This is a genomic window from Myxococcus sp. AB025B, from assembly GCF_006518215.1.
In the GTDB taxonomy this organism is placed as follows: domain Bacteria; phylum Myxococcota; class Myxococcia; order Myxococcales; family Myxococcaceae; genus Myxococcus; species Myxococcus fulvus.
Map to the genome: position 1 here is coordinate 1 of NZ_SRLW01000270.1, position 13,551 is coordinate 13,551.

Sequence of the window (13,551 nt, forward strand, 5' to 3'; positions counted from 1 at the left end):
GACGGGGTGGGAGGGGCCCGAGCGGACGTTTGATTCCCCGAGGGTCGGGTTGCTATGGGGCCCCGAGCGCCTTAGAGGAGTGGCCGAGGAGAACTGCATGTCGGTGAACATCCAGCTTGAGTGGACCCCCAACCCCAGCACGCTGAAGTACGTGGTGGATCGGCGCCTGTTGGCGGGTGGCGCGGTGAGTATCACGAATCGTGAGGACGCCCAGGCGAAGTCGCCGCTGGCGCACAAGCTGATGGACGTGCGCGGGGTGACGGCGGTGATGATCGGCTCGAACTTCGTGACGGTGACGAAGGGCGAGGACGGTGAGTGGGACGAGCTGAACGACCAGGTGATGGAGACCCTGGACACGCACCTGACGGCGAACGAGCCGGTGGTGGACGAGGCGGCGGTGGCGGCGGCGCGTCAGGTGTCCTCGGAGGGGGGTGGCTCGGTGGAGTCACGCATCCGCGAGGTGCTGGACGCGGAGATTCGTCCCGCGGTGGCGATGGACGGCGGTGACATCACGCTGGACCGCTTCGAGGACGGCATCGTGTACCTCCACATGAAGGGCTCGTGCGCGGGGTGTCCGTCGTCGACGGCGACGTTGAAGATGGGCATCGAGGGGCGTCTGCGGGAGATCATCCCCGAGGTGCTCGAAGTGGTGTCCGTCTGAGGCGCAACGTCAAGGCGTCGCAGGTCCGGCGGGAGCTCCTGCCGGACCAGTCGAAGGCGCTGTTGCGCGAGCTGCACCTGCTCACGCGCGAGGGGCACCTCAACGCGGATGCGCTGCGCAAGCTCAAGCAGGTCAACCACCTGATGGGGCTGATGCGTCCGGCGGTGGAGGACGTGAAGGCGCGCCATCCGGAGTCCGCGGTGTTCGTGGACGCGGGCAGCGGCAATGCGTACCTGGGGTTCGTGCTCTACGAGCTGTTCCTGAAGGACGCGGCCGGGGGCACGTTGTTGTCGGTGGAGGGGCGGCCGGAGCTGACGGAGCGCGCGAAGGGGCGCGCGGAGCGGCTGGGCTTCTCTCGGATGACGTTCCAGACGGCGCACATCGACCAGGCGGCGTATCCGGAGCGCATCCACCTGCTGATGGCGCTGCACGCGTGTGACACGGCCACGGACGACGCGCTCATCGCGGCGATTCGTCACGGGGCGGACCACGTGGCGGTGGTGCCGTGCTGTCAGGCCGAGGTGGCGGCGCAGCTCAAGGAGCAGCGGGCGGCGGGGAAGGGGAGCCTGGGGCTGTTGTATGCGCACCCGTGGCACCGTCGCGAGTTCGGCTCGCATCTGACGAACGTGGTCCGCGCGCTGACGCTGGAGGCGTTCGGGTACCAGGTGACGGTGACGGAGCTGACGGGGTGGGAGCACTCGTTGAAGAACGAGCTCATCCTCGGGCGGCGCGTGCACCGGGACAATCGCCGGGCGCGGGTGCAGTTGGAGCGGCTGCTGGCGGAGACGGGTGTGAATCCGAAGCTGACGCGGGAGCTGGGCGTGAAGCCCGCGGCGTCGGGTGCGACGGAGCTGCCCGCGGAGCCTGTGATGGAGGCTCCCGCCGAGGAGGCTCCGGTGCCGTCCGAAGGGTGAGGCGCCGAGGCCGCGAGTGCTGCTCGCGGTGTGGGCCTCGCGATGGGCTGCGCCGATGAGCCCGAGAGGTGAGGCCGTCGGGAGCCGCTCCTGCGTTGCCGAGGCCGCGAGCGCTGCTCGCGGTGTGGGCCTCGCGATGGGCTGCGCCGAGGAGCCCGAGAGGCGAGGCCGCCGGGAGCCGCTCCTGCGTTGCCGAGGCCGCGAGCGCTGCTCGCGGTGTGGGCCTCGCGATGCGCTGAGCCGAGGAGCCCGAGAGGCGAGGCCGTCGGGAGCCGCTCCTGCGTTGCTGATGCCGCGCGTGCTGCTCGCGGCGTTGGGTCTTCGTCATCCCGGCGGGCGCGGAGCGCTCCGTTGTCGGTGATGCCCTGCCTCGGTCAGAAGGGCGCGGGGCAGTCGAAAGTCACGCGCTCACCGGTCCCTGGATGCAGGAGGGTGAGTGACTCCGCGTGGAGCATGAGCCGCTCGCCGTCGCGGCCGTAGAGCCGGTCGCCGACGATGGGCGCGCCGAGGCCGAGCGGATGCGCGGCGTGGACGCGGAGTTGGTGCGTCCTGCCCGTGAGTGGGAAGAAGGCCACGCGCGTCCGGCCCCCGCGACGCTCCAGCACCCGCCACTCCGTCACGGCGGGCTTGCCGTGGATGGGGTCGTGAATCTGTCGGGGCCTGTCGTCGAGGTCGACGCGCATCGGGAAGTCGATGCGACCCTCTTCCCCGGTGACGATGCCGTCGACCCAGGCCACGTAGCGCTTGTGCACCTCGCGGTGGACGAACTGGCGTTGCAGCGCCGAGTGCGTGCGCGCATCGAGCGCGGCGACGAGCAGCCCGGAGGTGTCCAGGTCCAGCCGGTGCACCAGCAGGGCACCGGTGGCGTCGGGATGGCGTGCCCGCAGTCGCGTGAGGACCGAGTCGCTCAGCGAGGCCTCGCGCCCGGGAACGGAGAGCAGCCCGTGGGGCTTGGCGATGACCACGAGCCAGCGGTCCTCGAACAGGATGCTCAGTGCGCCTGGAGTGGTGGACGAAGGCGTGAAGGTCCGTGGTGGCGCGACGTGGAGTCCCTCCAGCATGAAGGGCAACAGGGGGCCGCACTTGTCGCGACAGGCCGCGTAGTACGCGCCGGTGACTCGTCCTCCGGAGGGAGGCGGCGCGCCCCACCAGAACTCCGCGAGCGCGACGGGACGCAGCCCGTGAGCCCGTGCATATGCGAGCAGCTTGGGCGCGGCGCAGTCGGCGGCGCCGGAGGGCGGCTGGGCTCGCTCGTAGAGGCCGCGCAGGAGGCGCCGCTCTCCACGCGCATTGGTGATGACGTAGGTGTCATGGATGCGCCGCATGACGGCGCGGCTCACCATGTGGCGCAGACGGTCTAGTGCGCGAAGCCGACGCTCCAGACGCAGCAGCTTCGGCTCGAGGCTGCTTCGCTCTGAAGCATGGGTGGTCTCCAGGCGTCGTCGCTCGGCCTTGTCGCCACGGCTCTCCTGGTCGAGCGCGTGAAGACTGGTGCGCAGCGCCGCTGCCTGGGTGGCAGCCTCCGGAGTGGCACCCTCGCCATGACTCTCGGCCGGTCGCGAGGCGGGTGACTCCACCGTTCCACCCGGACGATCCACCCATGCCGGCGCGGCTCCATCGTCACGGCTTGATGCGCTGGGCACCTGTTGTGGACGCTTCGAGGACGCCCCGGTCAGCTCCGCCCTGCGTGCATGCCGCTGCTTTCGTCGGACCTCGTGCCGCTCACGCAGCGCCGCGAGCTCCGCCGCGTGTCTCGCGGATAGCTCCGCATGTGCTGCCCGCAGGGTCAGCAGCTCGGGAGAGGCCCGCATGGCCTCCGCGCGGGCGAGGAGCGCCTTCACGGTGGCCTCGCCCCGGGGCTCAAGGCTCGCTCGCGCCGCACGGTCGAACAGCGGGGGCACATACCCCTCCACGTCCCAGTGTCCAGCGAGCATCCCCGAGAAGGCCCGGAGGAACCCCAGACGCCCGTCGGGAAGCCGCACCACCAGCACCCCGAACATCTTCCCACCCTCGCGCCCCTCCAGCGGCGACGTGGGAACGCCCGGAGCCACCCACCCCTCACGAAGCTCGCGCTGCAACACCTCCGCCGCCTGCCTCGCCAGCGGCGAGGGGCCCAACTCATCGAACGGGCTCGGCAGGCCGCCCCCGTCGAGAGGCGCCTCCACTCCTGGGTCGAGCAAGGTGATGCGCGCGTCGTCCACGTCGCCACCGCTAACACGAAACCCAGGCCCACGGGGAACGGGCCTGGGCACCCGGCGACGGACCTACTCGAGCGCGACCTTCTCCGCGGGCCGCCGCTGGAAGCGATACAGCACGAAGCCGACCCCGAGCGCGATGGCCCCCGCGACGAGGTTCTTCCTCTCCGCGCTCAGCGCGAACACGACACACAGCGACGCCGCCGCGATGGGAATCACCGGCCCACCGGGGATGCGGAACGCGTTGGCCGGCTGCTGGAGCTTGCGGCGCAGCACCGGGACGGCCACCGCCGTGCCGAAGTACGTGGCCAGCCGGGCTACCACGGACAGCGTGGCGAGCACCTCGAACGAGCCCGAGAACGCCAACGGCAACGCGATGCCCGTCTGCACCAGGATGGCCGCCGTGGGCGTGCGGAAGCGCGGGTGCAGCGTGGCGAGCACCGCGGGGCCAAAGCCATCCCGCGCGAGCGCATACAGATACCGGGGCCCCGCGAGCACCGTGTTGCTGTTGGTCCCCAGAATCGACAGCGCGCCGCCCACCGTCATCATCAGCCCGCCCCAGCCCCCGAGGAACCTCGCGGCGGCGTCGGCCAGCGGCGTCTTCGCGTCCACCACCCCGGGCAACGTCCCCAGCGCCACCCACTGCACCGCGGTGTAGATGAGCGTGACGACGCCAATCTGCACGATGAGCGCGAAGGGCACGTCACGGCGCGGGTTCTTGAACTCCCCCGCGGGCGCGGCCGTGTTCTCGAAGCCCGCATAAGCGAACAGCAGCAGCAGCACCGCGGCGCCCAGGCTGCCGGTGCTCTTGGGCTCCACGGAGGTCGCCAGCGGCGCCGACACGAAGAAGATGCCCACGCCGATGAAGACCAGCAGCGGCACCGTCTTGGTGATGGCCAGGAAGACCGCCGTGCGCGCGCCGCTCTTCACCCCGACGACGTTGATGGCCGTGAGCGCGAGCAGCGGAATCGCGATGGCCAGGCTCTGACCGAGGCCCTCATTGGCGCCGGGCCACAGGTAGCCGAGCGCCCGGGAGAAGCCGACCGACAGCGAGGCCACCGAGGCGACGCGGGCCAGCCACGTCATCCACCCGACCTGGAAGCCCACCAGTTCGCCGAAGGCCTCGCGCGTGTAGAGGTACGCGCTGCCGGGCTTGTCGAAGTAGCTGGCGGCCTCCGCGAAGCACAGCACGAGCAGCAGCACGGCCAGCCCGGCGAGCACCACGGCGCCGGTGCTCGCGGAGCCCAGGTTCGCCGCGGCCGCCGCGGGCAGCAGGTACACCCCGCTGCCGATGACGTCATTGATGGAGAAGCCCACCAGCTCCCAGCGGGAGACGGCGCGCCGCATGCCAACGTCTTGGGGACTCGAATCGCTTCCAGTCGTCATGGTGGGGTGGGGCGCCCGGGTGGTGCTGACAGGGTGGGAGCAGGAAGCATACGTGCCTCGCCGCCTGTTTCGTCGAGTCCTTGGCGAAGGTCTCGCGGACTGCCCGTTCACGCGTTGCTGCACGACTCGAACACGAGGGGGAAAGAATGTCCTCGAATTGGTGGGGCGCAGTGCTTGCGGGTGTCGTGGTGTTGTCCTCCACGTCGGCCCGCGCGGATGTCCGTATCTACAATCAGGATGCCGAAGTTCCCATCTGGGTGAACTGGGACAGCTTCGAGGCGCAAGGGATTCCGGCCAGTTGGCGCGACCCCTTCATGTCCTGTCTCTACAACGCCATCGTGAAGTGGCGCACCATCGGTGCCTTCCGGCTCAAGCCCGCCGTCTATGGCTACACGACGCGCACGGTGGCGTCGTCGGGCGAAATCATCGTGCAGATGAACGAGAAGCACGTCGATGGCTCCCGGGTGGCCTCCACCTTCGGGACGGGCAGCGCCATCACCATCATCTTCCACCGCAAGAGCTCCAACGGGACGCCCTGGACCTTCACGCCGCACCGCAACACCACGGGCGCCATCGACATGCAGGGCGTGGCCATCCACGAGCTCGGGCATGCGTTCGGTCTGGACCACGAGGACGGCATCACCACGGCGGTGATGTTCCCCTCGGTGCATGCGGGCATGCGCCATGGTCCGACGACGAAGGACTACACGGACGTGCGCGCGCTCTACGGTGCGCGGGATTACGACCGCGTCTACATGAAGCGCTCCACGGACAACGGCGTCTCCTGGAGCGCGTTCTCCACGAACCTCTCCGGCATCGGCGTGACGACGTCCATCGACCCGACGGCGCTGCGGGACACCAGCCAGACGGTGTTCTTCTACACGGGCGCGGGGAAGAACCCGCAGTGGATTCGCGGCAACTCGGACGGCTCCGCCTATGACACCAGCAAGTGGTTCGTCTTCGGCGGCGAGCGCAGCATCTACGGCACCACCGGCCATGGCTGGAACAATGACTACATCATGGCGTGGGTGGACCCGCTCAACGACGCCATGCAGATCCGCATGGTCAAGTCCACCGACGGAGGCGTCAGCTGGTTCGGCGTGGGCAACGTCGCCGGCGCCACCACCATCGGCACGCCGGCGGTGCACAAGCTGACCGACACCGTGTGGATTCTCGCGTACGCGAAGCTCGACCGCGCCAATCCCAACAATGACGGTCAGGTGGTGACGCGTGTCTCCACCAACGGCGGCTGGAACTGGGGGCCGGAGGTCGCGGTGCCGGTGCCTGCCTACTACCGGGCGCTCGCGGGGGTCTCCATCACCAGCTCCGGCAACAGCTTCATCCGGATCGGGTTCAGCTGGTCCGATGACATCCTGCACTCGAAGTACCTGGTGCGGACGCTGAAGCTGCACTGGGACGGGGCGAGCCTGGTCTACGACGGGATGCTGTACGGCACGGATGAGACGCGCACCCAGCCGTCGCTGGCGAAGAGCCTCAGTGGCATGCATCAGGCTGTCCGGGGCACCAACTTCGCGGGGGTGCTGTACTCGCGGACGTCGCCGAACGATGGCTCCGCGTGGGGCACGGCGGGGCCGGAGATTGCGCCGGGCTCGCTCGTCACGCCCTCGGTGTCCGCGCACAGGGACTACAGCTTCGTCTTCGCGCACTACCTGCAGTGAGTTCCTCCGGGGCGCCCCATCTCGTCTCCGCGTGAGGCGGGGTGGGGGCCGCTTTCCTTCGTCGTGCGAAGCGAGGAGTGATTGACATGCATGGGACCACGCTCACGCGGCTTGGACTGATGGTGCTGTTCGCGGTTTCGGTGTCGGCGAGGGCTTCGTCCTCCATGGGGCCGATTCCGCCCGAGGACATCGTGCGGCAGGGCACGTCGGTGGTGGTGGGCCGCTTCCTGGAGGGGAGGTCGGTCCACTGGCGTGAGCTGGGCGGACAGTTCGATGACCGGGGACGCCCCATCACGGTGCGCGAGGTGTACACGCTGCGCGACTTCGAGGTCCTCGAGGTCGTCGATGGCGCGCCACCGCCGGCGCGGCTGCGCATCCTGACGGTGGGCGGCACGGTGGAGGGGATTCACACGCCGGAGAGCTTCAACGCGCCGCCGCCTGGAGTCGCGGTGGGGTTGGCGTTGCTGCCCGTGGAGGGGCAGGGCGAGACCTTCCTCATCGTGCACGTCCGCTCGTTCGAGGCGGACTCGCCCGCGAAGCTCGCGTCGTTCCGGGGCTTCGTGCGTGAGGCCCGCAAGCCCGTTCCGGAGTCGCCCGAGGACGCGCTGGCTCGTGACCTCGAGCGGCAGCAGCCCCCGCCTCCGGACCCGGCGCTGCAGGTGACGGACGAAGCGACAGGGCCCAAGGTGCCAGAGGAACCTCCTGTCGAGGAGGTGGGGCCCGGGACCCGAGCGACGCCTGAAGATGCTCGCGGGACGCCGGATGTCGTTGCTCCGCGGGGCGCGCCAACGCCCGCCCAGGACAGGGCACCATCGGAGCGAGAAGTGGATGCCGGGTCAGCGCGTCAGGTGCCCCCTTCTCCCGCGGAGGCCGCGACGAAGGCCGTCGAGGATTCGGACACCTCGGCGATTCATGTTGGCTGGGCGGGCTCACTCTTCGCCATCGTCGTCGCGGTGGCCATCGTCGCCCGGGTGACCTTTCGTCGCCGCGATTGAGCCGAGGTGCCGAACCTCCGTGGTGGCTCGCGGAGGTGAAGACCGCGTCACAGGTCGAGACCGTTGCTCCAGGCGGCAGGGGCGCGAGGCCGTCGATGGACGGAGCGCTGGCGGCGCTCTCCGCGAGGGCCACACTTCCCGGGGACACGTGCGTGGTTGTTCAGCGGCGCGGCGAGAGCGCCTCCGTGAGGAGCAGCTTGCAGCGCAGGCCGCCGTTGCGCACGGGCAGGCTCCGCGCCTCCGGCAGGTTCAGCGCCTTCACCAGCCCCGTGTCCTCGGGGACCAGCAGCGCCGCGCGCCAGCCGGTGAAGCCCTTGCGGAGCGTCTCGCCCATCGCCCGATAGAGCCCGGGCAGGTCCTCGCCCTCGCCCACGCGCTTCCCGTAGGGCGGGTTCGCCACCAACAGCCCGGGGCCTCCGGGGGGCGCCGTCAGCGTCTTCACGTCCTTGCGCTCCAGGGAGAGCGTCACGCCCGCGCGGCGCGCGTTCCTTCGAGCGGTTCCCAGCGAGCCCGCGTTGATGTCGAAGCCGTGCAGGGCTCCCCGTGGCGCGGCCAGCGCTTCCGACTCCGCCCGCGCCTTGCGCTCCGCCCAGCCATTCGCATCGAAGCCTGGAAACGATTCGAACGCGAAGCCATGCATCAAGCCTGGCGCGCGCTTCATGGACATCCACGCGCCTTCCACCAGGAAGGTCCCCGAGCCGCACATCGGGTCCACGAGCGGCTCCGTGCCGTCGTAGCCCGCCAGCGTCAGGATGCCCGCCGCGAGCGTCTCCCGCAGGGGCGCGCGGCTGATCTCCTGTCGATAGCCCCGGCGATGCAGCGGCTCGCCGCTGGTGTCGGCGCTCACCGTGAAGACATCGCCCTCCACGCGCACGAGCAACGTGAGCCCGGGACCGCCCTCCTCGTCGAGCGGCCCCGCGCGGGCCACCGACTCCACGCCCCACGCCTCCGCCGCCGCGTCCATCACCACGTCCGCGCCCGGGACTCCCGAGCGCTTCAGCGTCACCGACATCCGAGGCGGCGAGCGACGGTCCCAGATGCGCGACAGCTCCAGTCCGCGCAGGCCCCGGACCAGCACGTCCTCGTCGTTCGCCCGGAAGACGCCCAGTCGCAGCAGCACTCGGCTGGCGGTGCGCAGGCGCAGGTTCGCTTCCTGATGCAGCCCGAAAGGCCCCTCCAGCTCCACACCGCCCTCGGCGCGGCGAGGCCTCCATCCGAGCGCGGCGCACTCCGACTCCAGCGCGGGCTCCAGTCCAGGAAGGGTGGAGACATAGACATGCTCGGAGGCGAGGGCGTTCGTCACGGGAGGCCCATTGTCCGTGCTCCCGTGCGGACCGCAACGACTCATTGCGGCCTCGCCCTCCCGAGGCCGAGCGCTTCGTGGCGAACCGAAGTGATTGAGCGCGGGGGCGCCCGAGGACACCCTCCGTGGCGGGGGCATCACTCGCGCCTCGTGTCCTCCACGCCAAGGCTGCGGGCCCGCGGTCCTGCCCGTGGGACTCCCGTGCAGGGCCCCACGAGCCCCGGCACACCAGGGCTCACGGCGCCGGAGCGGAGGGCGGCTCGTGCAGGCGCGTCACGGACAGCGGAGTCGGAGGATTCGCGTAGACGCCCTGGTACTCGGGAGGCAGCAGCCGCGCCACCCGACGCATCATCGCGTCCGCCAGCGCCTGCCTCGCGTCCTCCGCGCCGACGGTCTCGGGCTCCAGGTCCTCCATGCGGAACGCCGGCCCCACCCGCACCCGGACCTGCGCGTGGTACAGCCGCTCACCCCCCATGTCCGAGTCGTTGATGGGCATCAGCTTCTCGGTCCCCATCAGCGCCACCGGCACCACGGGCACCCCCGCGCGCTTCGCGATGAGCGCCACTCCCTTCTTCGCCTGGAGCAGCTCGTGGGTCCGGCTCCGCGCGCCCTCGGGGAAGATGAGCACCGAGCTGCCGCCCTTGAGCGTCTCCACCGCGCGCCGCATCGCCTCGATGTCCGGCGAGTTGGGCTTGATGGCAATCGTCTCCATCACCTCCGAGGCCAGCCGCGTCATCACCGTGCCCTGCAGCTTCACGCCCGCCAGGAACACCAGCTTCCGGGGACGGAAGGCGCGGTCCAGCGTGAAGCCGTCCGCGTTCGACAGGTGGTTGCAGATGTAGAGACAGGGCACGTCCGGGAGGTTGCCGCGGCCCTCCACCACCTCGTCGGCCAGGGCATCCCACACCCCGTCCATCAGGGTACGCACCACGTGGCGCCGGACTCCCTCCGGCAGCCGTGCCATCAGCGAAAAGAGAATGCGGAGCACGCGTCGGTCGCCTCCACCTCGGGACGGCTTGAGAGCATGGACAAGTCGGCGCCCAGGCGTCCGACCTCTTTCACCCATCCTTCAGCCCCACCACTGGCCACCAGAAGATGTAGTCCCAGCCCCCTCCCCGGTCAGCGCCCGCGTCGAGGCAGCCCCCTGCCCGCATGCCGTCCCGTCGTGCAGCCAACGCTCCGGACCGACTCCGGGACGGGCCACCCGAGGCCCTGTCACGGACCGGTATCCCACGCAGCCCGCGTCAACCCCATCGGCGAGCACCCCGGGTTTGGGCTAAGGGAGGGGCCATGAGCGCCGCCGAAGCGAGCCCCTCGCGCAGCAGGAAGCCCGTGGAGTACGAGGTCACCGTCGACCATGTGCGGATGGACACGCACGACACGGCCACCCTCTTCCTCGACTTCGGGGACGTCCGGCCCGACTACAAGGCCGGCCAGTTCATCAACATCGACCCGCACCAGTTCCCCGCGCTCGGGCGCTTGTCCGCCTACCTGCAGGAGCAGAAGGGGCGCAAGGAGCCCCAGCGCTCCTACTCCCTGGCCTCCGCCCCCCACGAGCGCCACGTGGCCATCACCGTGAAGGACGAGGAGTTCATCCCTGGCCTCACCCGCTACCCGCCGCTGCTCTCGCCCTTCCTCGTCCACGGCCGGCTCACCGGCGCGCGCCTCAAGGTGCTCGGCTTCATGGGCCCCTACGTGCTGCCCGACGACGTGGAGACGCGCACGGGCCACGTCGTCCACCTGGTGGCCGGCTCGGGCGCGGTGCCCAACTTCGCCATCCTCAAGGACGCGCTGCACCGCGGCCTGAAGACGCGCCACACCGTCCTCATGTCCAACAAGACGTGGAGCGACATCCTCTACCGCGACGAGCTGGAGGCCCTGGCCCGGCAGCACGCGGACCGCGTCCGGCTGGTGCACACCCTCACGCGCGAGCTGGACGAGTCGCGCTTCGGCGGCGACGTGCGCAAGGGCCGCGTCCACCAGGCGCTCCTCGAGGAGCTCATCCCGGACCGCGACACGTGCCTGGTCTACGCGTGCGGCCCCGCGATTACTCCGTGGGACCGACGCAAGGCGCTGGAGACGCGCACGCCCGCGACGCCGCGCTTCATGGAGACGGTGCTCGGCCACCTCCACGCGCTCGGCATCGACGACAAGCGCATCAGGCGGGAGACCTACGGGTAGGCTCCAGCGGGAGCACCACCTCGAAGCGCGCGCCCCGCTTCGGCCGGCCACTGGCGCGCACCTGCCCGCCATGCGCCAGCACCACGCGCTTGACGATGGCCAGCCCCAGCCCGCGTCCGTTGGCGCGCGTGAGGAAGAAGGGCTCGAAGATGCGGCGCGGGTCCACGTCGGGGATGCCCGGGCCCTCGTCCTCCACCGTCAGCCGCACGCCCTCGTCCCCGGGCTCCACGCTCAGCTTCACGCGCCCGCCCGGAGGCGAGGCCTGCACCGCGTTGCGCACCAGGTGCGTCACCGCGAGCTGGAGCAGCGTCTCGTCGCCCATCAGCTCCGGCGTGTCGGGAGCCTCGTCCACGGTGAAGCGCAGCGTGGGCGCGTCCGGAGGGCCGTGCATCTGCCCCAGCGCGCGCCGCACCAGCTCGCCCAGGTGGACCCTCCGGGGTCTGGGCTCCAGCGGACGCACCACGTCCAGCAGGTCGCGGACGATGTCCTCCAGCCGGATGGCCTCCTCCTCCAGCATGCCCACCGCGGCCTGCCCCGTGGGGCCCAGGTGCGCCTCGCGCCGCAGCACCGCCACCGCGTTGAGGATGGCACCCAGGGGGTTGCGCACCTCGTGCGCGACCACGCCCGCGGCCTCGCCCAGCACCATCAGCCGCTCCTGCGCCACCAATTCGTCCTGCAGTCGTGACACCTCCTCCAGGCGCTGTGAGGCGACGCGGTGGTGGCGCACGTTCTCCAGCACGCCGCCCACCATCTGCGCGAACAGCTCCAGCGTGCTCGCGGCCGCGGGCGTGAGGTTCAAGCCCTGCGCGGTGAGGATGCCGAAGGGCTGGCCCTCCACGAAGATGGGCGCGTCCAGCGCGCGGATGCCGGGAGGGTAGGCCCGCTGGATGTCCTCGAAGACCTCGCTGCTGTGGATGCGGTGGGCCGCGCCGAGCGCGTCCTGATGGAAGGCCGCCTTGCGCCGCGAGAGCACCTCCGCCAGATGGGGCAGGGTGGTGAGCGGCAGCCGCACCTGGGTGACGGGCATGCCGTACTTGCGCTCGGCCAGCGCGACGATTTCGGGCTCCTGCCGCATGGGCCCGTGCCGGAAGGTGTCGCCCTCCACCAGGAGGATGGCCGCGTAGAAGCCCTGGCGGTGCACGGCCTCCACCGCCGTCTCCAGCACCTCGTGCTCGTCCCGCGCGTGGAGCAGCTCCGTGGCGGCGGCGCCCAGGGCCTCGGTGAGCCTGCGCGCGGTGTCCTCGCCTCCCGCGTCGTGCAGCAGCACCACCGTCTCGTCCGGCGACGCGCCAGGCGCGTACGTGGCCGTCAGCGTGCGCTCCTGTCCATCCGCGCGGCGCATGCGCAGCCACAGGGGATGCTCGGGACGGTTGCCGTCGCGCACGAGCGCCTCGTGGAAGGCCTCCACCCAGCCGCGCTCGGCGGGAATGAAGCGCGCGATGTGGGCGGAGACGGGCGTGGCCTTCAGCTCCTCGAGGGAGATTCCCAGCAGCGAGGCCATGGCCTGGTTGGCCACCAGGACCTGCTCTCCCCGGATGACGGACGCGGCGGTGGGCAGCCCGTCGAGCAGCCAGTAGTCAGGAGGCGTGGCGGGGGCGTCGGGAGGCACGGAGGTCATCCTGGAGGGCGTCGGGAGGGGGGATGCAATCGTCGGCGCGGTGTCCCGTAGGAAAGGGGGAGGGGGCAACACGAGGGACGGAGGACACCATGAACAACTTCATGAATGTGATGGGCCGCGATGACCTGGAGCTCAAGGCGGTGATGGCGGTGATGGCGACCTTCGTGATGACGGGCGCGGTGCTGCTCGGACAGCTGCTCTAGGTGTCCTGTCCGAGCGGGCGCACCGCTCGGGCCTACTTCGGGGGCTTGCGGCTGACGAACTGCTGGATGAACTCGCGCTCCTCCTTGCGGAGGCTGCTGAGCCGCAAGCCGTAGCCGCGAGGGTTCTTCCCGTCGTCCAGCGAGTTCTCCCAGATGACCGAGCTGCGCAGCGTCATCACGCGCGACGGGTCATCGAAGCGCAACGTCAGCTCCACCAGCGTGCCCAGCCGCAGCGGCTTGTCCGTCGCGATGAACAGGCCGCCGGAGGACAGGTTGATGATGCGGTGGTCCGTGAAGATGCCGGTGTTCTGCATCGACACCTTCACGTCCGCGTGGATGCGATCATCCTGGCGGCGCTCCAACCCCACGAACTCCGCGCTGGAATAGGTGGGCGCGGCGGCGGCCCGCCTCAGGGG

General features: G+C 70.5%; 11 protein-coding genes. 5 read left to right on the plus strand and 6 right to left on the minus strand.

Annotated features, from left to right (window positions below):
- The first annotated feature begins 97 nt into the window (after positions 1-97).
- Both FL311_RS33070 and FL311_RS33075 read left to right on the plus strand, forming a co-directional pair.
- On the plus strand, positions 98-661 hold the full coding sequence (locus tag FL311_RS33070; protein WP_141331543.1) for a NifU family protein: 564 nt from the start codon (positions 98-100) through the stop codon (positions 659-661).
- 113 nt (positions 662-774) lie between these two features.
- Positions 775-1,575, plus strand: coding sequence for an SAM-dependent methyltransferase (locus FL311_RS33075; protein ID WP_255510381.1), 801 nt, complete (start codon positions 775-777; stop codon positions 1,573-1,575).
- A gap of 374 nt (positions 1,576-1,949) precedes the next feature.
- Here FL311_RS33075 and FL311_RS33080 read toward each other — a convergent pair whose 3' ends face one another.
- A complete protein-coding gene (locus FL311_RS33080; protein ID WP_228557246.1) occupies positions 1,950-3,776 on the minus strand; it encodes an RluA family pseudouridine synthase in 1,827 nt (608 codons plus the stop codon).
- Positions 3,777-3,839: 63 nt separating this feature from the next.
- Positions 3,840-5,117 carry an APC family permease gene (locus FL311_RS33085; RefSeq protein ID WP_141331545.1) on the minus strand — a complete coding sequence of 426 codons (1,278 nt, stop codon included), beginning with the start codon at positions 5,115-5,117 and terminating at the stop codon, positions 3,840-3,842.
- A 185-nt stretch (positions 5,118-5,302) separates the two neighbouring features.
- Between FL311_RS33085 and FL311_RS33090 the strand changes: the two genes are divergently transcribed.
- Both FL311_RS33090 and FL311_RS33095 read left to right on the plus strand, forming a co-directional pair.
- On the plus strand, positions 5,303-6,835 hold the full coding sequence (locus FL311_RS33090; RefSeq protein ID WP_141331547.1) for a matrixin family metalloprotease: 1,533 nt from the start codon (positions 5,303-5,305) through the stop codon (positions 6,833-6,835).
- Between the two features lie 86 nt (positions 6,836-6,921).
- A complete protein-coding gene (locus FL311_RS33095; protein ID WP_141331549.1) occupies positions 6,922-7,830 on the plus strand; it encodes a hypothetical protein in 909 nt (302 codons plus the stop codon).
- A 160-nt stretch (positions 7,831-7,990) separates the two neighbouring features.
- On the opposite strand, the gene FL311_RS33100 is transcribed toward FL311_RS33095, so the two are convergent.
- Together FL311_RS33100 and FL311_RS33105 are read right to left on the minus strand one after the other, a co-directional pair.
- Entirely contained in the window at positions 7,991-9,133 is a 1,143-nt protein-coding gene (locus FL311_RS33100) for a class I SAM-dependent RNA methyltransferase (RefSeq protein ID WP_228557247.1), read from the minus strand.
- Between the two features lie 235 nt (positions 9,134-9,368).
- A complete protein-coding gene (locus FL311_RS33105; protein ID WP_141331553.1) occupies positions 9,369-10,121 on the minus strand; it encodes a 1-acyl-sn-glycerol-3-phosphate acyltransferase in 753 nt (250 codons plus the stop codon).
- A gap of 302 nt (positions 10,122-10,423) precedes the next feature.
- Between FL311_RS33105 and FL311_RS33110 the strand changes: the two genes are divergently transcribed.
- Positions 10,424-11,314: an oxidoreductase gene (locus FL311_RS33110; RefSeq protein WP_141331555.1), complete on the plus strand. Its 891-nt coding sequence runs from the start codon at positions 10,424-10,426 to the stop codon at positions 11,312-11,314.
- Here the strand turns inward: FL311_RS33110 and FL311_RS33115 are convergent.
- Together FL311_RS33115 and FL311_RS33120 are read right to left on the minus strand one after the other, a co-directional pair.
- Positions 11,292-12,923 (minus strand): ATP-binding protein, encoded by a 1,632-nt coding sequence (locus FL311_RS33115; protein WP_228557248.1) that lies wholly within the window; start codon positions 12,921-12,923, stop codon positions 11,292-11,294. The two genes, FL311_RS33110 and FL311_RS33115, sit on opposite strands and share 23 nt — an antisense overlap.
- Positions 12,924-13,167: 244 nt before the next feature.
- A partial coding sequence (locus tag FL311_RS33120; protein WP_141331559.1) for a TIGR02266 family protein occupies positions 13,168-13,551 on the minus strand: 384 nt, incomplete at its 5' end.